23 protein-coding genes and 1 riboswitch are annotated in these 20601 nt (G+C 59.8%); of the genes, 7 read left to right on the forward strand and 16 right to left on the reverse strand.

Annotation, left to right across the window (positions count from 1 at the left end; all coding sequences use genetic code 11):
• Positions 1–18: 18 nt before the first annotated feature.
• Positions 19–708, reverse strand: coding sequence for an LrgB family protein (locus tag AB5Y99_RS09900; protein WP_005341581.1), 690 nt, complete (start codon positions 706–708; stop codon positions 19–21).
• A complete protein-coding gene (locus AB5Y99_RS09905) occupies positions 701–1102 on the reverse strand; it encodes a CidA/LrgA family protein (protein ID WP_040069042.1) in 402 nt (133 codons plus the stop codon). Before AB5Y99_RS09905 ends, AB5Y99_RS09900 begins: the two co-directional genes overlap by 8 nt.
• A 135-nt stretch (positions 1103–1237) precedes the next feature.
• Here AB5Y99_RS09905 and AB5Y99_RS09910 point away from each other — a divergent pair, with 135 nt between their 5' ends.
• Complete coding sequence (locus tag AB5Y99_RS09910; protein WP_368209615.1) at positions 1238–2122, forward strand: LysR substrate-binding domain-containing protein; 885 nt, start codon at positions 1238–1240, stop codon at positions 2120–2122.
• Here AB5Y99_RS09910 and AB5Y99_RS09915 read toward each other — a convergent pair.
• The 4 genes from AB5Y99_RS09915 to ybaK form a co-directional block, all read right to left on the reverse strand.
• Complete coding sequence (locus AB5Y99_RS09915; RefSeq protein ID WP_368209616.1) at positions 2116–3000, reverse strand: transporter substrate-binding domain-containing protein; 885 nt, start codon at positions 2998–3000, stop codon at positions 2116–2118. The genes AB5Y99_RS09910 and AB5Y99_RS09915 overlap by 7 nt on opposite strands.
• A 112-nt stretch (positions 3001–3112) precedes the next feature.
• On the reverse strand, positions 3113–3925 hold the full coding sequence (locus AB5Y99_RS09920) for a substrate-binding periplasmic protein (RefSeq protein ID WP_368209618.1): 813 nt from the start codon (positions 3923–3925) through the stop codon (positions 3113–3115).
• Between the two features lie 61 nt (positions 3926–3986).
• Entirely contained in the window at positions 3987–4880 is an 894-nt protein-coding gene (locus AB5Y99_RS09925) for a hypothetical protein (RefSeq protein ID WP_193860481.1), read from the reverse strand.
• A gap of 136 nt (positions 4881–5016) precedes the next feature.
• Positions 5017–5481: a Cys-tRNA(Pro) deacylase gene (gene ybaK / locus AB5Y99_RS09930; protein ID WP_368209620.1), complete on the reverse strand. Its 465-nt coding sequence runs from the start codon at positions 5479–5481 to the stop codon at positions 5017–5019.
• 218 nt (positions 5482–5699) lie between these two features.
• Between ybaK and AB5Y99_RS09935 the strand changes: the two genes are divergently transcribed.
• The gene (locus tag AB5Y99_RS09935) at positions 5700–6137 is read left to right on the forward strand and encodes a GNAT family N-acetyltransferase (protein ID WP_368209621.1); all 438 of its coding nucleotides are present in this window, start codon (positions 5700–5702) and stop codon (positions 6135–6137) included.
• A complete protein-coding gene (locus tag AB5Y99_RS09940; protein ID WP_323893661.1) occupies positions 6130–7089 on the forward strand; it encodes a DUF2971 domain-containing protein in 960 nt (319 codons plus the stop codon). Before AB5Y99_RS09935 ends, AB5Y99_RS09940 begins: the two co-directional genes overlap by 8 nt.
• A 43-nt stretch (positions 7090–7132) precedes the next feature.
• Here the strand turns inward: AB5Y99_RS09940 and AB5Y99_RS09945 are convergent, their stop codons facing one another.
• Positions 7133–7450, reverse strand: a complete 318-nt coding sequence (locus AB5Y99_RS09945) for a hypothetical protein (protein WP_323893663.1) — start codon at positions 7448–7450, stop codon at positions 7133–7135.
• A 143-nt stretch (positions 7451–7593) separates the two neighbouring features.
• On the opposite strand from AB5Y99_RS09945, the gene AB5Y99_RS09950 reads away from it, so the two are divergent.
• Both AB5Y99_RS09950 and AB5Y99_RS09955 read left to right on the forward strand, forming a co-directional pair.
• Positions 7594–7929 carry a hypothetical protein gene (locus AB5Y99_RS09950; RefSeq protein ID WP_033112521.1) on the forward strand — a complete coding sequence of 112 codons (336 nt, stop codon included), beginning with the start codon at positions 7594–7596 and terminating at the stop codon, positions 7927–7929.
• Between the two features lie 37 nt (positions 7930–7966).
• Positions 7967–8356, forward strand: coding sequence for a hypothetical protein (locus tag AB5Y99_RS09955; RefSeq protein WP_234822020.1), 390 nt, complete (start codon positions 7967–7969; stop codon positions 8354–8356).
• A gap of 271 nt (positions 8357–8627) precedes the next feature.
• Here AB5Y99_RS09955 and thiH read toward each other — a convergent pair whose 3' ends face one another.
• The 9 genes from thiH to AB5Y99_RS10000 all read right to left on the reverse strand — a co-directional run bounded on the left by thiH (position 8628) and on the right by AB5Y99_RS10000 (position 18603).
• Entirely contained in the window at positions 8628–9833 is a 1206-nt protein-coding gene (thiH, locus tag AB5Y99_RS09960) for a 2-iminoacetate synthase ThiH (RefSeq protein ID WP_368209652.1), read from the reverse strand.
• A gap of 20 nt (positions 9834–9853) precedes the next feature.
• Positions 9854–10621, reverse strand: coding sequence for a thiazole synthase (locus AB5Y99_RS09965; protein ID WP_182963022.1), 768 nt, complete (start codon positions 10619–10621; stop codon positions 9854–9856).
• Position 10622: 1 nt separating this feature from the next.
• Positions 10623–10829 (reverse strand): sulfur carrier protein ThiS, encoded by a 207-nt coding sequence (gene thiS / locus AB5Y99_RS09970; RefSeq protein WP_368209623.1) that lies wholly within the window; start codon positions 10827–10829, stop codon positions 10623–10625.
• On the reverse strand, positions 10826–11620 hold the full coding sequence (locus AB5Y99_RS09975) for a ThiF family adenylyltransferase (protein ID WP_368209625.1): 795 nt from the start codon (positions 11618–11620) through the stop codon (positions 10826–10828). The genes thiS and AB5Y99_RS09975 overlap by 4 nt, the downstream gene beginning before the upstream one ends.
• A complete protein-coding gene (gene thiE, locus AB5Y99_RS09980) occupies positions 11610–13217 on the reverse strand; it encodes a thiamine phosphate synthase (protein ID WP_368209626.1) in 1608 nt (535 codons plus the stop codon). Before thiE ends, AB5Y99_RS09975 begins: the two co-directional genes overlap by 11 nt.
• A complete protein-coding gene (gene thiC / locus AB5Y99_RS09985) occupies positions 13214–15220 on the reverse strand; it encodes a phosphomethylpyrimidine synthase ThiC (RefSeq protein WP_368209628.1) in 2007 nt (668 codons plus the stop codon). The genes thiE and thiC overlap by 4 nt, the downstream gene beginning before the upstream one ends.
• Before the next feature lie 280 nt (positions 15221–15500).
• A riboswitch (TPP riboswitch) is annotated at positions 15501–15613 on the reverse strand.
• 271 nt (positions 15614–15884) lie between these two features.
• Positions 15885–17348: an aerolysin AerA gene (aerA, locus tag AB5Y99_RS09990; RefSeq protein WP_236368271.1), complete on the reverse strand. Its 1464-nt coding sequence runs from the start codon at positions 17346–17348 to the stop codon at positions 15885–15887.
• Between the two features lie 260 nt (positions 17349–17608).
• Positions 17609–18094 carry a hypothetical protein gene (locus AB5Y99_RS09995; RefSeq protein ID WP_368209630.1) on the reverse strand — a complete coding sequence of 162 codons (486 nt, stop codon included), beginning with the start codon at positions 18092–18094 and terminating at the stop codon, positions 17609–17611.
• A gap of 86 nt (positions 18095–18180) precedes the next feature.
• A complete protein-coding gene (locus AB5Y99_RS10000) occupies positions 18181–18603 on the reverse strand; it encodes a hypothetical protein (RefSeq protein WP_064338884.1) in 423 nt (140 codons plus the stop codon).
• 88 nt (positions 18604–18691) lie between these two features.
• On the opposite strand from AB5Y99_RS10000, the gene AB5Y99_RS10005 reads away from it, so the two are divergent.
• Both AB5Y99_RS10005 and AB5Y99_RS10010 read left to right on the forward strand, forming a co-directional pair.
• Entirely contained in the window at positions 18692–19360 is a 669-nt protein-coding gene (locus tag AB5Y99_RS10005) for a response regulator transcription factor (protein ID WP_005340090.1), read from the forward strand.
• Positions 19357–20601 carry a HAMP domain-containing sensor histidine kinase gene (locus AB5Y99_RS10010; protein ID WP_216959635.1) on the forward strand — a complete coding sequence of 415 codons (1245 nt, stop codon included), beginning with the start codon at positions 19357–19359 and terminating at the stop codon, positions 20599–20601. The genes AB5Y99_RS10005 and AB5Y99_RS10010 overlap by 4 nt, the downstream gene beginning before the upstream one ends.

Raw genomic sequence — 20601 nt, forward strand, 5'->3', positions numbered from 1 at the left:
TCTAAAGGGAAGCCAGGCCTACCAGAACATCCGGCCCAGCAGGGGCGCCAGCAGCACGGTCACCATACCGGCGATCATCATCACCATGCTGGAGACCACTCCCTCCTCATTACCCATCTGATAGGCCCTGGCGGTGCCGGCACCGTGGGCCGAGGCGCCAAAGCCCGCCCCCTTGCCGAGGCGACTGCGAATGGCCAGCACGGTCAGCACGCTCTCCCCCACCGCCATACCAATCACCCCGGTCAGCACCACAAACAGCGCAGTGAGATCGCTCTGACCGCCGATGGCGCGGGTCGCCTCCACCGCAAACGGCGTGGTGATGGAGCGCATCGCCAGACTGCGTTGCAGCATGTCGGAGAGATCCAGCCAGCGAGCCAGCAGCACGGTACTCCCCACCGCCATGATGACGGAAGCAACCACCCCGACCGACAGCGACAACCAGTGGCGGCGGATGAGCTGGCGGTTCTCGTAGACCGGCACCGCGAAGGCGACGGTCGCCGGGCCCAGCAGCCAGAGCAGCCAGTGGGATTCCGCCATGTAATCCTGATAGGGGATGTGGAACAGCAGCACCACGGCCACCAGCAGGGTCGGCGCCAGCAGCAGCGGCATCAGCGGCAGAATGCGTTTCTTGCCGTAGAGCCATTTGCTGGCGTAGTAGAAGAGCAGGGTAAGGGCGAAACAGATCAGCCCGAGCAGGGTATCAGACATGACGACGACTCCGGCGGGCCAGTTTCAGTTCGAGGCGGTAGACCCGGTCTACCACCAGCGCGGTAGTGCCGAGCACCAGCGTGGTGCTCACCAGCAGCACCACCATGATGCGCCACCCCTCTTGCAGCAGCAGATCCTGATAGTTGACCACCGCCACCACGGCGGGCACGAAGAAGAGCAGCATCTCGGCCAGCAGCCAGCGAGCACCCGCGCTGAACCACTCGGCCTTAACCACCCCGAGCAGGATGCAGGCCAGCAGCAGCAACATGCCGGTGAGATTGGCGGGCAGCGGCAGATGGAGGGTACGCACCGCGGTATCGGCCAGCAGCCAGATGGCTGCCAGCAACACAATCTGGAAGGGAGTCTGTAACCAGCGCAAGCAGAGGGCTTTCATGATCATCGTCTTTCTGTGAACCAGCTCACAGTATAGAGTTGAGCAAAACCTGCCAGAAATGAATTAAAATTATCAAATTCATGCCACATAGGCATACTTCCATCCCGTACCCGCCAACACGAGTCGAGAGAGTCCATGGATATTCGCGCCCTGCGCTATTTTGTCGAACTGGTGCGGGAAAAGAGCTTCACCCGCGCCTCTGAAAAGCTGTTCGTCACCCAGCCCACCATCAGCAAGATGATCCGCAATATCGAAGAGGAGTTGGGCCAACCCCTGCTCAACCGGGAAGGGCGCCGCTTCACCCTGACCGACAGCGGCCAGGTGCTGTTCAACCGGGCCCAGACCATATTGGCGGAGATGCAACAGCTGGAGGCCGAACTGGCGGATCTGCAGAGCCTGCAACATGGTCGCCTCACCCTCGGCATTCCCCCCATGGTGGGTCACGTCTATGCGGACCTGATCCGCGCCTACCGCAGCCGCTATCCCAAGGTGGAGCTGACACTGGTGGAGTACGGCGGTCGCCGCATCGAACAGGCGGTGCTGGAGGGGGAGCTGGATCTCGCCATCACCATGCTGCCGACCAAAGAGGGGGGGGCCCTCAGCGCGCTGGAGCTGGATCAATACCCGATCCGGGTAGTGTTGCCTGATCAACCCCGCTGGCATGGCGATGCGCCGCTGCGGCTGGAATCACTGCAAGATGAGCCCTTCCTGCTCTATACCCAGGCGTTTACCCTGAGCGAGCGACTGGAGCAGGCGTGTCAGGAGGCGGGCTTTGTGCCGCAGGTGGCGGCGCGCAGCAGCCAGTGGGATTTTCTCACCGCCATGGTACGCAGCGGCATGGGGGTCGCCTTCTTGCCGGAGCCGGTCTGCAACCGGCTGACCCCGGATGGTCTGGTGCTGCGACCGCTGGAACCAGAACTTAGCTGGCGACTCGGGGTGATCTGGCCGAGCGAGCGCTATCTCTCCCGCACCGCCGAGGCCTGGCTGGCCCTCTGCCGCCAGCGGCAGGCGCCTCAGTAATCGCCGAAGCGATCGGTTTGCGGATTGTAGAAGTAGGGGCGGTAATCGAAGCTGATCCCGTCGAGGAAGGGGTTATCCAGACGCAACATTCGGCGCTGGGAGAGCTTGGCAAAGGCGATGGCCGGGCCAAAGCTCTTGCGCCACAGCGCCTGTAGCGAGCCATCCTGCCACGCCAGCTGCAACCCCCGCTCGACCCGCTGCAGTGCCTCGCGATTGTTGGGATTGGTGTAGAAAACCCGGGGCAGCGGGTAGTAGATCAACAGCGCGTCATCCACCAGCAGGTCCGTCATCTCCTTGTGGGTCAGCTGCTCGCTGCGCAGCTCGCTCACCCCGCGGCAGAAGAGATCGAAGCGGCCCCGCGCCACCATCTTGAACAGCTTCTCGTACCCCTCCACCTCCACCACCTCCATCCCGGCGTAACGCAGGATATCCACATCCAGCCACCCCTTGCCCTGACCGAAGGTGAACTGGCGCAGCCCCTTGAGGTCAGTCACTTTGCTCACCGCCCCCTTTTGCTGCGGGCTGACAAAACAGATGCGGTAGCTGACGATCCCCAGATGGATGGGAAAACGGACATAGGCGAGCCCCAGATCCTCGCGGGTGCTGCTGTAGCTGTCCATTACAAAGAGGTTGGGATAGCTGTCGAGCTGCATGCTGACCCGCTCGCGCGCCTTGGTCATGGGCGGCGCAGGTTCCAGCAGATAATCGCCAAACTGGTCACGAGTCTTGTCGAGGGCGAGCCGCAGCAGCTCCCGATCATAAGTGGTTCGCGGATCTCGTTCGCTCTCCGGGCTGATATAGGTAAACCGGGTGGCCGCCTGTCCGGTCAGCGACAACATGCAGAGCAGAGCGGCGGCCAGCAGATGCAGGGGTGACATAAACCGCGCCTTGGCTGAAGGGGTACTTTCAGTGTAGCCCCTGAGCGTGGCCGCTCGGCCCTGCCCCGCCCCCACGCTCTCCTCCCCTTTTCGGCCAGTCGCATCCATCAGCCTACTCCCCCACCGGAGGTGTGCTTCTGAGCGATGTTGCATAACGCTGATAGGCAGCAGAGTCGCGCACCTGCTCGATGGCATCCCACACCTGCCGGCTTTGTCGGGGATGGGCCTGATAGAAGCGGTGAGAGAAGACCAGATAGTAGGGCTTCTCCACCAGCACCGGCGACAGCCGCTCGATGCGGGCCTGCAACTCGGGATGAGCCACCAGAATACTGTCGGCCACCTCGGTCTGGATGGCGGTCGCCTGCGCCCGATCCATCACCAGCTTTTTCAACATGATCAGCGGGTCACGGCTGGAGTCATCCACCTCGGCTCCCGCAGCCTGCAACAAGTCGACGATGGAAAATCCGGACTGGGCCGCCACTATGCCATTGACCCTGAGGGTGGAGCCATCCCACTGGCTTTTGCCACCCTTGAGCTGGTAGAGACTGTAACTCTCGGTCAGCAGCCGCTTGGCGGGGTCAGGTTTACCCTCACGCATGGGATAGACCCCCACCTTGGTCGCCCGCTCGACGCTATAGCTCATCTTGATGGCCGCATCCATCTGGCCACTGCTCACCTGAGAGAGGCAGCGCTTCCACGGTAGCGGCGTCAGCACGATCTCGGCATCAAGAGCGGTAGCAACCGCCTTGAGGTGATATTGCACAACCCCCTCCCCCGATTGCAGCAGCCAAGGGTAGGAATCACTGTTTTCAAAGCAGGTACGCAGCGTAAAGGCCGGAGCCGCGCTGCCGGTGGCGGGCAGCAGCAACGCGATAAAGAGCAGGGAGCAGGGAGCAGGGAGCAGGCAGATGCGCGCATGGGCCATATCCTTGGCGGCAATGATCTCTCCCTTACTCTATCAGAGCCTGCGCACCTGATAACTCGGCTCAGGGCAGTGAACCGAAATCATCCGCCAGCGGGTTGTAAAGGTAGGAACGATAGTCAAAACCGCCCTTGGGTAACTGCGGATTGCCGAGCCGGAAAATCTGGCGAGCCCCCAGATTGGCAAACACCAGCGAGGGTTGGAAGTGATGGCGCCAGAGCCGCTTGAGCGAACCATCCTGCCAGGCTAGTTGCAGACCGCGCTCAAGGCGCTCACGCTCCTGAACGTAGCGGGCATTACTGTAGAACACGTGGATCAACGGATAGAAAAGGGCCAGATGGCGATCGACCGTCAAACCGGCCACCTTGCCCTGATGAGATTGCCACTCCGGCAGGATCTCGTTGGCCCCACGACAGAAGAGATCGATGCGCCCTCGTGCCACCATACGAAACAGCGACTCGTAGTTATCCACCTCATGCACAGTCAGCCCGCCGTGGCGCAGGATCGCCGCATCCTGCCAGCCGGTGCCCACCCCTTGAGTGAAGTGGCGCAACTGATCCAGGGTGTTCACCCGCGCCAGCTCGGCAGCACGATCCGAGCCGACAAAACAGACCCGATAGCCGAGGATCCCCATATCGATCGGGAACGGGATCGATGCCACCTGATCCGCCACCGCCTCCCCCTGATAAGGCCAGCTGTCGACAATAAAGAGGGCGTTTTTGCCCTGCTCCTGCACCTCGATCCGCATCCGCGCCTTGTTCATCGGCAGGGAGTCCAGCAACTCGTAGTCGCCATATTCGGGGCGAGTTTTCTCTAGCGCCAGCTGCATCACCTCACGGTAATAACGCATCCGCATATCCTGACTGTTTTCAGGGCTGAGCAGGGTAAAACGGGTGGCAGCCAGCAAGGCAGAGGGGAGGGATAAACAGAGGCAAAGCAACAGAAGTCGGTACATCATGGCTGAACTCATACAACGGGGTTCACCCATTATAGACTGGCACGCACCCCGTTGAGCACAGGGCACGCGCCCGCTCACAGGTGGGGCTATCCGGGCCGCCACAGGCCCGGAGGACAGGTTCACAACGTGCCCGGCACTACTCTTCGCCGATGGGAGCGGCGATCCACTTCATCAGCGTCAGCATATCCTGCGGCGCCACCCCGACCGAGAGGCCGCGCTTGCCGCCGCTCACCAGGATCTCGTCAAACTGCAGCGCCGACTCGTCGAGCACGGTGGGCAGCAGTTTCTTCTGGGCCAGCGGGCTGATGCCACCCACCTTGTAACCGGTCAGCTTCTCCGCCTCCGCCGGTTTCATCATCTCCACCTTCTTGAGGCCGGTCGCCTTGGCCAGCTGTTTCAGACTGCACATGCCGGATGAGGGAACGATGGCCACCACCGCCTGCTTGTCGTGATGAGCGACCAGAGTCTTGAACACCTGCGCCTCCGGCATCCCGAGCTGGGTCGCGGCATGCTTGCCGAAATCGTCGTGGGCTTCGCACTCGTAGGGGTAGAGCTTGTGGGGGATCTTGAGCTTCTTCAGCAGGTTGATGGCAGGAGTCATGATGGTTGCCTTGAATCGAATCGCATAAAAACAAGGCCAAATAGTCTGCGCCTCACTCTGGGGTGATGCAAGGGGGGATGGAAGTTGCAAGGACCATTGACTGGCGCCATACCATGCACGCTTGGTGGCGAGCGACCAGAACACTTGACCAAACAGAGTCCAAACGGGTATTGCTTTAACCCTTTAACGCCGCCACAACCCATACCGCAGGAGCCCATATGCAACTCACCCCACCCCAACCACCTCAGGACGATGATGTTGAAGCGCTGCGCATTGGCCTGACGGGCTACAACATAAGCCAGGCAGGCCCTCAACTGTACGAACTTCGGCGCGAGCGGATCGCCAGCTTTATCAAGGATGAAGAGGGCAAGGTACACGGCGGCATCATCGCCGACATCAAGTGGGGCTGGCTGCACGTCGACTGGCTCTGGATCGACGAAAGCATCCGCCGCGATGGCTGGGGTGGCCGCCTGCTGGGCACCATGGAGCAGTACGCCCAAAGCAAGGGCATCAGCAACTACCATCTGGAAACCACCAGTTTTCAGGCTCTCCCCTTCTATCAGAAGCAGGGTTACAAGGTCTTTGGCCAGCTGCCCGATATGCCGCCGGGGCATGTGAGTTATTTTTTGAAGAAGCAAGGCATTTGTAATGAATAAAATTTACAAATACATGAAATTTAGACCTGATTTTTTTAAAAAACCTAGTCTTAGGTTAAGTCAACGCTGTGCACTGAATGACCCTTTTGAGCTCAGCCCGGACCAAGATACGCTAGATAAAATATTAGAAGATGCTCATCGAGAGGATTTCTTCCAACAAATTTCAGAATATGCAAGTGATGAAGGGTTTGATGATACAGGAATCATCTCTTTCACGGAAAGTTATAATAACTTATTGATGTGGTCTCACTACGCTGACGAGCATAAGGGTATTGTTATTGAATTTGACTACAATGCTTTGAATACTCACTTCAATAAAATATTATCTGTGAGTAACTCTATTGAACGGGTATTATATAATAGAGAAAGACATGAGAGACTACCATGTACCACCTCACCCAAAAGAAACTTATTAACTAAGAGCGATGACTGGATTTATGAAAAAGAACATCGAGTAATAACTAAAGTATCGAATGCTGATTACTTTATCATAAATAAAGACACCTATGAATACATCCTAGACTTCTATGATGAGAACTACCTTGCACTTCTTAAGTTTCAAGAATGTAAAGGAGTGATTAAAACATCCATAAACCATCAATTATGCGACTTAATGGATAAACAAGAAAAAGATGGCAGTGCTACAGATGATATGGAAGAGATGAGATTTTCTCCAAGTGGGACAATATTAAACGAACTACTTTCTTTTATTGCTGCTGTTCCGACATCCATTTTCCTTTTTGATATCCCTGTAGAATGTATTACTGGGATATTTTTAGGTTGTAGGCTAACCAAATCAGACAAAATATCACTAGGAAAATTAGCGCTCGAGGAAAATTCATTTAAGAAAATACCTTGCTATCAAGCTAGCTTAAGCAAGTATCAATTCGCCTTGAATTTTAGAGAAATCGAACTGCCATATACAGAACCATCAGTTGAACAAACTCTATGAGTTACACCTCCATTTTTCAAACTTATCAAAAACCACTACCAAACTAAATAATGACACTTAACAAAAAGTGAGAAAAAATGGATAGCAACAACCCCAAAAACCCAGCCATATATATAACTCCTTTTTTAAATGGGATAAATAATGAACCAAACAATATCAAACTATATGAAAAAACAGGGAGATATTGGGTCAAGCGGCCAATATAAATTGAAGTGCCGGAAGTAGTAACTGGGAAAGTGTAATAGAGGATAAGATAGAATATAATCAAGAGCAAACCAAATAAAAAACGCTTATCCTCAAGCCGCCCAAAACCAGCAAAAATGTAGATTGCCGCAATAAGAAAAACGCCCAGTAGCATCATGATAAATATCCATCTCTCACTGTTCTGCTTACCTCATAACAGTACGATATACCTTCCATTTTCAAACCCTTCAATTTGACGATTGGCTGGATAAATGATATCCATTTGGTCTCATTCATGTCTGGTAGCTACAGGAGAGTATCATGGGGATAGCCACTTGTCCGATCAAAGAGTTGACTCTGAGCTCCCGCTCAATAGATGCTCTTGAGCAAATTGATCAACTGGTGGATAGCGCAAATCAACTTGCATTCGCTGTTTCTGCCACACCGCTATATACGATTTTCAGCGATCCAAGAAGTGCCAAAGACGTGGTTTACAATATCAACGATTACGATTGGGAGTTGTATGGTCAAGCAATGGAAGGGATCCCCAATATGCTTCGCCATAAATTGAATCAGGTTGTTGAACCCATGGCATGGTCTTCAACAGGTAAAGAATCCCAATTCTGGAAATGCGTCCATGCCTCATATAACAAGTAAACTTGCCTTCCTGCTGCTCTTTATATGTCAGGGCTCTATGGCACTCTCACTCCACGATCTGGATCCTGTGTTTGAGCGATGTGAAGCGATCAAGTCACAACACAGCGCCACACTGCCCGCGAAAAGCGACCTCTTCTGGTCACTGGAGAGGGAACAGCAGGCAACCTTGCTGATCTATCTGCATGAGAAAAGCATGGAGCGCTGCACCGCAGCAGAGGTCGATGCGCTGGCACTCAAGGCGTTCCATCAAGCCGTAGAGGGAGACCGCAGTTTTCTCGACACCTTGATCGAAGCGAGGACCACCACGCTAACTCCCGCCCAGCAAACCCAGCTACAGAAGATTGGCCAGGCAGAACTGGACAGATTCGCAGGGATGAAGGAATTTGCTCAGCCCTTCTCGCTAACCGAATACCTCAAGCAGCTCTGAACAAAGGGGCGCCATATAATTTGTGCCTTGAAGAATTGGGGGTGTAATTCAACTTTCATCCCCCAAATCGGCCATTGCTAATGGTCGCAATGGCCCATTCAATAAGCTGACCAGCACTCACGATTTTTGCACTGTCGAAACGATATCAAGAATCATCGTCTCACCAACGAAACAATCTTGTTGGAGCAAACAAAGCAAAGCGGCAAGCAGTGGCGGGGATCTGCCCCTCCGATCTGCTTGCCGCTGTCTGTTACCGCAGGTGTAAACGTCGTTAGCGACCCAAAAACGGCTCCCAATCCTTGAACACCGGCTGCAACCCCGCCTGCCGCACCGCGGCGGCCACTTCACCCACCGGGCGGTCGTCGTGGATGGCGAACTGCTCCAGCTCCTCTTTATCCCCTTCGGCATAGCCCCCCGGCTGGGTGCGCGATTCGGCCGACATCTGGGTGATGCCAAGGCGCACCGCGCCGTTGCGAAACGTGGCCGACTCGCGGGTGGAGAGGGACAAGTCCAGGGTCGGCGAGAAGAGGCGCCAGGCGCAGATAAGCTGGGCAAGCTGGCGATCCGACATGATGACGGCAGGCTCCAGTCCGCCGGTGCAGGGGCGCAGGCGCGGGAAGGAGAGCGAGTAGCGGCTCTGCCAGTGGTGGCGCTCAAGCCAGCTCAGATGCTCGGCGACAAAGTAGCTGTCGGCGCGCCAATCCGAGGAGAGGCCGATGAGTGCCCCCAGCCCTATCTTGTCGATACCGGCGCGGCCCAGCCGATCCGGTGTGGCGAGGCGCCATGCGATGTCCCGCTTGTTGCCGCGCAGATGGTGGCGGGCGTAGGTGGGGGCGTGGTAGGTCTCCTGATAGACCATGACAGCGTCGAGGCCGAGGCTCTTCAGCTCGGCATATTCGGCCTGCGAGAGGGGCTGCACCTCCATCCCCACCGTGCTGAAGTGGCGGCGGATGATGGGCATCACCTCGCGAAAATAGGCGAGCCCCACCTTGTGCTCGTGCTCACCGGTCACCAGCAGCACGCTGTCAAAACCGCGCGCCTTGATGGCCAGACACTCGCGCTCAATCTCCTCTGCATTCAGGGTCTTGCGCTTGAGGCGATTGCTCATGGAGAAGCCGCAGTAGGTGCAGTCGTTGGCGCAGAGGTTCGACAGATAGAGCGGCACATAGAAGCCGATGGTGTTGCCAAAACGCTGGCGGGTGAGCCGCTCGGCCTCGGCCGCCATCTGCGGCAGATACGCCTCGGCGGCTGGCGAGATCAGCGCCATAAAGTCGGCCAGGGTGCGGCGGGGGGCGCTCAGGGCACGGGCCACGTCGGCAGCGGTCTTGGCGCGGATCTGCATGCCGATATCGTCCCACTCCAGCTCTTGCCATCGGTCGAGAAAGGTAGGCTCCTTAGCCCTCACCCCCAGCCCCTCTCCCCAAGGGAGAGGGGGGCAAACCTCTGGCTGCCCTTGGGGCAAGGGGGAGATGTTCATGGTCGCCCCTGTTTCATGACTCATAACGCCCCCAGAAAATCGGTGAGCGGGCTGGAGGCTTGGGCCTGCAGGGCGCGGGCGCCAAGGCCAGCTTCATAGGCGCTGCGACCGGCGGTGCAGGCCAGCGCAAAGGCGCGGCCCATGGCGACCGGGTCGCCACTCACCGCGATGGCGGTGTTGACCAGCACGGCGTCGGCACCCAGCTCAAAGGCTGCGGCGGCGTGGCTCGGCGCACCGATCCCCGCATCCACCACCACAGGCACATTGGCCTGCTCGACGATGATGGCGAGAAACTCCCGGGTCACCAGCCCCTGATTGGAGCCGATGGGCGCGCCGAGCGGCATCACGGCGGCGCAGCCCACCTCTTCCAGCCGCTTGCAGAGCACGGGGTCGGCACCGCAGTAGGGCAGCACCACAAAGCCCTCTTTCACCAATTGCTCGGCGGCTTTCAGCGTCTCGATGGGATCGGGCAGCAGGTAGCGCGGGTCGGGGTGGATCTCCAGCTTGAGCCAGTTCGTCCCCAGCGCCTCGCGGGCGAGATGGGCGGCAAACACCGCCTCGGCGGCGGTCTTGGCGCCGGAGGTGTTGGGCAGCAGCTTGACCCCGAGTTGCAGCAAGGGACTCAGGATATCGTCATGGGCCTTGCCCGGCTCGAGCCGCTTGATGGCCATGGTGACCAGCCGGGAGCCGCTCGCCTCGATGGCGGCGGCCATCAGGTCCGGGCGGGCAAACTTGCCGGTGCCGGTAAAGAGGCGCGATGAGAAGGTGTGATCGGCAATTGTCAGCATGTCAGCCTCCCGCAATGGCGGTGAAGAGGTGAAGTTCATCCCCGTCATTGAGACGGGTCTCGGCCCAGCGGCCTCGGGGCAACACGGCGCCGTTAAGGGCCACCGCTACGCCCTGTGGATTAACGTCTTGCGCCGCCAGCAGGTCGGCGACGCTCTGCCCTGCCGCCAGCGACTGGGCTTTATCGTTGAGTCGAATGGTGAGGATCATGGGGTGATCTCCTTATCGTGTGTCGGACATCGGCCCTGCCCGCAGACCGGGCAATCGGGATCGGGGGCCAGAGTGAGGGTCTGCCACTGATGGGTCAAAGCATCGAAGCGGCGCAATGTGCCAGCCACCGGGCTCGGCATCCCGAGCAGCAGTTTCAGTGCCTCCAGCGCCTGCAAAGAGCCCATCACCCCCACCAGAGGGCCGGTGACGCCGCTGGTCTCGCAGCTCTGGGCGAGCTTGGTATCCAGCGGATAGAGGCAGGCGTAGCAGGCGTGCTCCGTACCTGTGCGCGCCATCAGCTGCCCCTGCCAACCCACTGCGGCGGCGGAGATCCACGGCTTGCCCTGAGCCACGCAGGTGGCGTTGATGGCCTGGCGGGTAGGGAGGTTGTCGCAGCAGTCGATCACCAGATCTACCTCGGCCACAAACTCCGGCAGGCTGGCAGCATCGAGCCGCTGGTTGATGGCGATCAGCTCCACCAGCGGGTTGTGGGCCGCCAACCGCTCGCGGGCCAGCTCCGCCTTGGAGTGGTTGACCGCCTCGGAGTCGAACAGGATCTGGCGCGGCAGATTGCTGGAGTCCACCGTATCGCCATCGGCCAGCCACAAGGTGCCCACCCCGGCCCCGGCCAGATAGAGGGCGAGCGGCGAGCCGAGCCCGCCGAGGCCGACGATCAGCACGGACTTATCTTTCAGCCGTGCCTGCCCTTCTTCACCCACTTCCGCCAGCATCAGCTGACGGCCGTATCGCAGATACTCTTTGTCACTAAGGGAAGCTGCATCAGAGTGCATGTTCTGCCTCCTGTATAACGGTGGCCGAGCATGGCTCATCCCCCGCCCCCACGGCGGCGAGCAGCCGCTCGGTCGCCCCCTGCCAGTCGTCACTGGCGGTGATAGCCGAGACCAGCGCGATACTGCCGACCCCGCTTGCCTTGACCGCAGCCACCCGCTCCTCGCTGATGCCACCGATGGCCACCGTCGGCCACTCCGCCATCAGGGCGCGGTAGCGATGCAGCCGCACCAGCCCCTGCGGGCGCGAAGGCATCGCCTTGGTATTGGTCGGGAAGATATGACCCAGCGCCATATAGGAGGGGGCCAGCTCGCGGGCCCGCATCAGCTCGAAGTAGCCGTGAGTGGAGATGCCAAGGCGCAGCCCGGCGGCCTGAATGGCGGCGAGATCGGCGGTCTCCATGTCCTCCTGCCCCAGATGCACGCCCCAGGCACCCGCCTCGATGGCCTGCTGCCAGTAGTCGTTGATAAAGAGCCGCGCCCCATGGCGGCGACCAAGCTCAACAGCATCACGAATGGCCGGTGCTACCTCTGCGGCGGGCAGATTCTTGATCCGCAGCTGGATGGTCTTGACCCCCTGCCCCAGCAGGCGGCGCAGCCACTTGACCGAATCCACCACCGGATAGAGGCCGAGGTTGGATTCGGTCGGCGCGAAGGGGCCCTGCGGCAGGCGGGCGCTGCTCGCCTCATAAAGTCCGAAGCGGCGATCGAGGGTTGAACCTGCCAGCACGGCGCGGGGGAAGTGGGCAAGATCGGCGGGCCAACCGAGATGGGCGATGGGGCCGGGGCCTGCCCCCACTCCTTGCGCCGCCGCCAGCCCCTGTTGCAGGTAGGCGCGAGCGAGGGTGATGGCGTCCTCTACCGGATAATCCTGCGCCACCACGGCGGCGATGGCGCTGGCGTAACAGCAGCCGGTGCCATGGCCGTGGCGGGTATTCAGGCGCGGCGCGGCGAGCCAAAATTCACGCTGCTCATCCTGGTAGTAGTCGAGACAGAGATCGCCGCTCCACTCCAGATGGCCACCCTTGACCAGCACGGCGCGGGCGCCGAGTTCACGCAGACGGCGGGCGGCGAGGCGCACCAACTCGGGGCTGCTGACCGGCAAGCCGGTCAGGGCCTCCAGCTCGGGGCCGTTGGGGGTAATAAGCGACAGACGTGGCAGCAGCTGTTCACGCACCGCCTCCAGCATATTGGGCTCCGCCATCGGGGTGCCGGTGCTGGCGATGGCCACCGGATCGTAGACCACGAAGGGGACCGGGGTGGCTGCCAGTCGGCGGGCCAGCACCTCGACATGGAGCCGGGTCGGCAGCAGGCCGATCTTGATGGCGGCGGGCGGCAGATCGACGCCGAGGGCGTCGATCTGGGCGGTGAAGGTCTGCATCAGCACGGGGTCGACCATCTTCACCGCCACCGAGTTCTGGGCGGTGATGGCGGAGATAACCGAACAGCCGTGCACGCCGAGGTCGTGCAATGTGTGCAAGTCGGCCTGAATGCCAGCACCGCCGCCGGAGTCGGAACCGGCGATGGTCCAGACCACAGGGCGAGAGTCCGTCATGGGCGACAGGTCGGCGGGGCTGACAGCCCAGCTTGCGCTGCTCACGCCTCCTCCCCTGCGGCCTGTTTCAGCGCCGCCGCCTGATGGTAGATCTCGCCGCCAGTCTCCTTGAAGGTTTCGGCCATGCGGGCCATGCCGCTCTCCACCTGAGCCACCACCTGCTCCTGTTGGCCATCCATACCAACCAGCTTGATCTCCACCGCTTCAAGCTTTGCTGCATTCAGTTCGGCGGTGTAGGCGCGCACATCCTGAGTGATCTTCATGGAGCAGAACTTGGGCCCGCACATGGAGCAGAAGTGGGCCACCTTGCCGGACTCCAGGGGCAGAGTCTCGTCGTGGTAGGCACGGGCAGTGTCAGGGTCGAGGGCCAGATTGAACTGATCCTCCCAGCGGAACTCGAAGCGCGCCTTGGACATGGCGTTGTCGCGGATCTGGGCGCCCGGGTGACCCTTGGCCAGATCGGCGGCGTGGGCGGCGATCTTGTAGGTAATCAGCCCCTTCTTCACATCCTCCTTGTTGGGCAGCCCCAGATGCTCCTTGGGGGTGACGTAGCAGAGCATGGCGCAGCCGTACCAGCCGATGAGCGCGGCGCCGATGCCGGAGGTGAAGTGATCGTAACCCGGTGCAATGTCGGTGGTGAGCGGGCCCAGGGTATAGAAAGGCGCCTCGTGGCAGTGCTCCAGCTGCTCGGTCATGTTGCGCTCGATCATGTGCATGGGCACGTGGCCGGGGCCCTCTATCATCACCTGCACGTCGTACTCCCACGCGATTTTTGTCAGCTCGCCCAGGGTGCGCAGCTCTGCGAACTGGGCCTCGTCGTTGGCGTCATAGACGGAGCCCGGACGCAGACCGTCGCCCAGCGACAGGGCCACATCATAGGCGGCGCAGATCTCGCAGATTTCGCGAAAGTGCTGGTAGAGGAAGTTCTCCTTGTGGTGGGAGAGGCACCACTTGGCCATGATGCTGCCGCCGCGCGAGACGATGCCGGTGAGGCGCTTGGCGGTCATCGGGACGAAGCGCAGCAGGACGCCGGCGTGGATGGTGAAGTAGTCCACCCCCTGCTCGGCCTGCTCCAGCAGGGTGTCGCGGAACAGCTCCCAGGTGAGGTCTTCGGCGATGCCGTTGGTCTTCTCCAGCGCCTGATAGATGGGCACGGTACCAATGGGCACCGGGCTGTTGCGCAGGATCCACTCGCGAGTCTCGTGGATGTAGCGGCCGGTGGAGAGATCCATCACTGTGTCGGCGCCCCAGCGGGTCGACCAGACCAGCTTTTCGACTTCCTCTTCGATGCTGGAGGTGACCGCCGAGTTGCCGATGTTGGCGTTGATCTTCACCAGAAAATTGCGGCCGATGATCATCGGCTCCGCTTCCGGGTGGTTGATGTTGCTGGGGATGATGGCGCGACCGGCGGCCACCTCATCGCGCACAAATTCGGGAGTGATATTTTCCGGCAGGCGGGCACCGAAATCGCGGCCCGGATGTTGGGTGCGCAGCAGTTCGGAGCGCACCCGCTCACGCCCCATGTTCTCGCGAATGGCGATAAATTCCATCTCGGGAGTGACGATGCCGGCGCGGGCGTAGTGGAGCTGGGTGACCCGGCGGCCCGGCTTGGCGCGGCGTGGCTTTGGCAGATGCTCGAAGCGCAGATGATCCAGCCCCTCGTCGGCCAGACGCTCCTGAGTGAAGGTGGAGCTGAGCCCCGGCAGTTCATCGGTATCGTCGCGCTCCAGCACCCAGTTCTCCCGCAGGCGCGGCAGACCGCGGCGCACATCGATGGCGACCCCCTCCTCCCCGTAACGGCCCGAGGTGTCGTAGACCGGCACCGGCTCGTTGGGCTCGAACTGAGGAGCCTCTTTGGTGCCGCCGATGAAGGTGTCGGCCAGCTGGATCTCCCGCAGGGGCACCCGGATATCGGCGCGGGAGCCTTCGATAAAGATGCGGCGGGAGTTGGGGTGAGCCATCCCCTTGAGGCTGTCGATAAAGGCCTGAGCGCTGGAGCGCTGCTCGCGGCGGCTGGATTTGGCGGTATCAGATACAGAAGTAGACATAGCAAAACTCACATTAACTGGTTGAAGTTATGGGTATTTGCTTGTCTGGAGTTCGAGGAGAAGATGAACTTGCGGCGGGGTGTTTATCTCGGGAGGGAGTGCGCGCGGGATAGATCTCCGCGCTGCTGTTCTGCCGCTTCCCGCTCTCTGCATGCTTTGGGCAAGGCGCCCCACGTGCTGGACAACCGGACGGGACAGACTCCCTCCTGTGCGCCCTGACCCATCAAGGGTGAGCCCTTCGATGAGCGGAAGAGGCTTGTTCCTCCTCCGGCGCGGTAACCCGCAAGTTACCCTTGTTCCCTTCGCAGGTTTTAACCTGATCAGGTTCCACGGATCCCGAATTAACGGTCTCAGCTTCGCGTCGTTCGACGGTCAGCACTCCGACAAGATGGCGCCAGTATAAGGGGGAAAATTTAAAGCACAAGCCGTTAACAATCTGGCCAACACCACTCTTGCAACAAATGAGTGAACGATGCCTCACTCACGGGGCCACCCCAAACAGAGGTCAAACCTGCGTTGGCATCACCTTGGCAAGCCATAGCTTCCCGCTGTGATCATGCAGGTACAGGAGGACAAAAAGAGGGAAAAGCGAGGTGCGCTGGGCAAGTGCATCGTCTTACGCAGAACAGGAACAGGCCCCTATGAAAGGGGCCTGCGAGTGAGGTTATTGAACCGGAACTATGGTCAGGGATACGTTGCCAAACCCTTCGTTGGCAAGGGCCTCGCTGTCCAGATCCACACCGGTAAGCGCCACCTCATCGGCAGAGGCACTGCGCAGCTGGGCAGACTTCGCGGAACGGGTCTGGGGCTGACCGATTTCGATATCGCCGGCAAACTGGCTCTCGGCATAGAAGTCACCAGTCACCGCCGAACGGATCGGGCGCAGCACACGACCCAGGTTATTCTGCATGGTCGACAAACCATACTCGCTGATGGTCCAGTTCCAGTCCCACCACTTCACTTCACCCGGGATATAACGCTTGTCCCACTGGTAGCGGATGCTGCTCGCCTTGTCGCGGAACGGGCCGACGGCAAAGGTGTGCTCCCAGGTCGGACGATTCTCCGGATGGGTATACCAGGCATTGCCGCCCCAACGCAGGAAGCCCTTCATGGTCAGGTCATAATTGACCTCGGCCTTGAACTCGTAGGGGTAGGAGATGTTGGACTTGTAGAGGGCAACCCGCACCGGCAGGCTGGAGTGAGGCGGCACCGTGGGGCGCGCTTCAACCGAGACGGTCTCGGTCGTCGAGCCCCCTTTCTGGGAGGCCCAGCTCTGGCTCGCAGCGATCTCGATAGCCAGTTCGGTTTCCCCCACCAGCGGCCACTGAAACTTGTTCTTGGTAGTCACCTTCTCGCTCAGGCTGTAGGTGTCGGTCTTCGACCAGTTGGTGGCCTTGTCGTACTTCAGGGTCACCACCACCTGCTGAGGCAGATCCGTGTAGTTGGTCGCATTAGCCGTGATGGTCTTGACCAGCTGCTTGCCGCTCTCGGTAACCTGACCATGGCTGAAGGAGTCGGGTTCCAGGGTATATGAGAAGTTGCTTACCTTGATGGAGCTCTTCTCCCCACAACGATATCCGGAGCAGCCGCCGTCATTATTTCCCTTTATCAGCCAGCCATCGCCAACCCGGGTAACATCCATATCTTCCCCGACATAGGGGCTATGATTTCCACCTACCCAAGCGTATCCCAAATAATGGGCGAGATAACTGACTGGCTTGATAAAATAATCATTGTCGTGGACAAGACGCCATTGCACATCGACCTCATCACCCGCCGGAATATTCCAGTCAGAGAGTGTTGGTATTTCTCCGGAAACCGGTGAGTTGGGATAACACCAGGTTTCTCCGGCAGTGCCCTGTTTGATTTCGCCATTATATCCAGGCCCCATAATCACCCAGCGATCCGCCAGCCCGGTAATCTGCCACTGCCCCATGCGGCTGACCAGATTGCCCTTGATACTCATGGCTTCATCGCGGGTCAGAGGACGATAACCACTGGCACAGACGCCCGTCCCAAGACCCGCCCACTTGACCTGATCAGGGTAGACAGGTTCAGCCGCCTGCACCTGAGCGAGCATCAATGAAGACGCCAAAAACGCCAGATTGGCGGTAATTATTCTATTCATCATTTATCCCTCTTTCAGACATACGATAATTGTTATTGTGTAGAAATATCCTTTTTCATTTGACAGGTATGGACTCCGACAAAACCTGACACAAATAAAATAAACCACCAAAAAAAATTCATGACAAACAAAATAATGGTGATACAGGAAAATAATTAGAGTGATGACTTTATTGAGGAATAAATCATAAATATTGTGGCAGCCATTATTTAATGGCTGCCACAATATGGTGAAACCATATTAAATAAGAAGATGCTGAATTACTCTTCCGGATTGATCACTTCAATTCCCTGCAATATTCCATCCGCCGAACGGATCAATACCAGCTCGCTCCCGGCATGCAGATCGGCGGCCGAACCGTTGACCCAGCGCACCTGCGGATTGAGTGGCACTGTGCCCAGGGTTGCCAGGGTGAGCTGCCGATCATCGAAGGATTGCAGGCGATCTTGCGCCCGCTGCCAGGGCTGATTGGCCCGCGGGGCTCTGGCGGCCAGCAGCTCAATCCGGGTGGCAACGCCATCGGCCACCAGCAGGGCGAGCTGGTCGCCGGGTTTGAGTGGCTGCGGCCAAATCTCCCCCTGCCGCCAGATGGCGGCACTGCCCTGCTCCACCTCGGCCCCCTGAAATTGCAGGCGGATGCCGTCGCTGTGCTCCAGCTCCACCAGCCACAATTCATCGGCTCCCGCCTGCGCCGCCCAGAGCGGCACACCCAGCATCCATGCACACCACTTTCTCGATTGTTCCATCTTCGTTCGTCCCTGAACAAAAAGCCCATGCTGGACAAGCATGGGCTTCATTCGGGAGCATTTCTAATCGGAACGCAGAGATCGGATCAGTCATCCTCGCGGCAGCGGCTCAGGCGCATGCCGTCAAACTTGCACTCCAGCTCCAGCCAGCGCCCTTCGAACGGCGCCAGACTGTTGTCCGAGGCGGTGTAGCCCCAGATCCGCCCCCCTTCCACCGGCCCTTCCAGATCCATCTCGTCCTTGTCATCTTCGTCGAGGGCTTCAACCTTGCGCACATAGCGCACGCCGTTCTCAACCACCCCCTTCATCTCGACCCAGGTACCGCCGAGATCATCTTCGTTGAGCCAATCCTTGAAGCGGGTCTGGTCGTCGATCACGAACGGCATGCCATTGACCATCAACTGGCCAAGCTGCCAGGTAGTGCGGCCGGTCAGTTTGAATTCGGTCGCCTGTGCGGTGCCAAGTGGCAACAAGATAAGCAGCAGGAGGGCGCAGAGAGACTTCTTCATCAGGGATCCTCGGGGTTACACTGGCAAACAGGATGCCGAATCCGGTGTGAAAAGAGCGTGAAACGCTCGCCAACCAGGAGAGCAAAGCATGAAGATTTTGGTAGTGGAAGACAATCCTCAGGTGGCGGAAACCATCATGGATTATCTGGAGCTGGCCGGTCACCGCCTCGATTGTGCCTATCACGGTCAGGCGGCGCTGCAACTGCTGGAGGAGCAGCGTTTCGACGTCATCATCATGGATGTGATGATGCCGCGCCTCGATGGCCTCAGCACGGTGGCGCGCCTGCGCGAGCAGGGGATTGCCACTCCCGTGCTGTTTCTCACCGCCCGCGACAGCCTGGAAGACAAGCTGGCAGGCTTCAAGGCGGGGGGGGATGACTATCTGGTCAAGCCGTTCGCCATGGAGGAGCTGGAGGTACGGCTGCAAGCTCTGAGCCTGCGCGGCCCGCGCGGCGATGTGGGGGCCATCAGCTTTGGCGATCTGACGGTCGATGTCGCCAGCGGCCGCGCCACCCGCGCCGGTGAGCCCCTCAAACTCGGCAAGATCCCGTTCCGGATCCTCGCCCTGCTGGCCCGCCGCGCCCCCGCCATCGTCAGCCGTCAGGAGGTACTCGACACCGTCTGGGGGGATGAGGAGCCCGACTCCGATGCCCTGCGCAGCCATATCTACGCCCTGCGCAACGCGCTCGACAAGCCCTTCCCCACTCCCATGCTGGAGACCCTGCACGGTCAGGGCTATCGACTGGTGAGCGCATGAGCCTGCCGAGCCTGCGCCGCCGCCTGATCATGGCGCTCGGCGGCGCCGGGGTGGTGCTGCTGATCCTGCTCTCCGGCCTGATGCTGGTGGCCGAAGACAAGATGGAGGAGCTGAGCCTGCGCCACTGGCTGGAAGCCGAAGTGACCCGCTACAGCGATGACTGGCTGCGACTCGGCCCGGCCGCAGCTGCCCCGAGCCCCAGACAGTTCTCCAGCTACTGGACCGAGGCGGGCCGCCTGCCGAAGTGGCTGAAGCCCTACCAGACCCCCGGCTTTTTCGAGCATCAGCTGGGCAAGGAGGACAAACACTTTCTGGTGGCCCGTCACCCCTCCGGCGAGGGACTGCTCTATCTGGTGTTCAACGACGACGCCGATGACTACCTCGACCCCTACGAAGACAAGCTGCATCTGGCGACCCGGCTGATCGGGGTGACCCTGCTGCTGGGCTGCCTCGGCTTCGGTATCTGGCTGGTACGCCATATCACAGGGCCGCTGCAACGGCTGCAACAGAGGGTCGCCCACCTCACCCCGGATCAGGCGGATTTCGAGCCCGACGCCCCCTGGCAGGAGCTGCGGGATATCGAGCTGGCGCTGCTGGCCGGCAAGCAGGAGGTGAGCGCTGTGTTCGCCCGCGAGCAGGAGTTCAGCCGCTTCGCCAGCCACGAGCTGCGCACCCCCAACATGGTGATCCAGGGCTCGGCCGCGCTGCTTGGCAAGGTGACAGATCTGCCAGCACCGGCCGCCCGCGCCACCACCCGCATCCGCGCCGCCGCCGACGAGATGGCACTGCTCACCGAGACCTTCCTGCTGCTGGGCCGCAAGGAGGCAGTGGAGCGACCGCTGCAACAGGTCACCCCGCTGATCCGTCAGGAGCTGGCCCGCCTCGCCCCACTGTTGCAGCGGGAGGCCCTCGATATCCGGCTTAATCTGGACGAGAGCAGCGAAGTCAACGCCCCCCTCTCCCTGCTCGCCATCGCCCTTGGCAACCTGCTGAAAAATGCCCTGAGCTATGCCGAAGGACATATCGACATCGAGCTGTGCGGCCCGGAGCTCACCATCAGCAACCCGACGGCGGCGGCGCCGGATCAGATCCTCGGCTACGGCTGTGGCCTCACCATCATCCAACGCATCTGCGAGAAGCTGGGCTGGCAGATCGACACCCGGCTCGAGGATGGCGTATTCAGCGCCCGGCTGGCGATGATCACTGCCGAACAGTTCCCTCTCCCTTTGGGAGAGGGTTAG

The sequence above is a fragment of the Aeromonas sp. R4-2 genome, assembly GCF_040908295.1.
Lineage (GTDB): Bacteria > Pseudomonadota > Gammaproteobacteria > Enterobacterales > Aeromonadaceae > Aeromonas > Aeromonas veronii.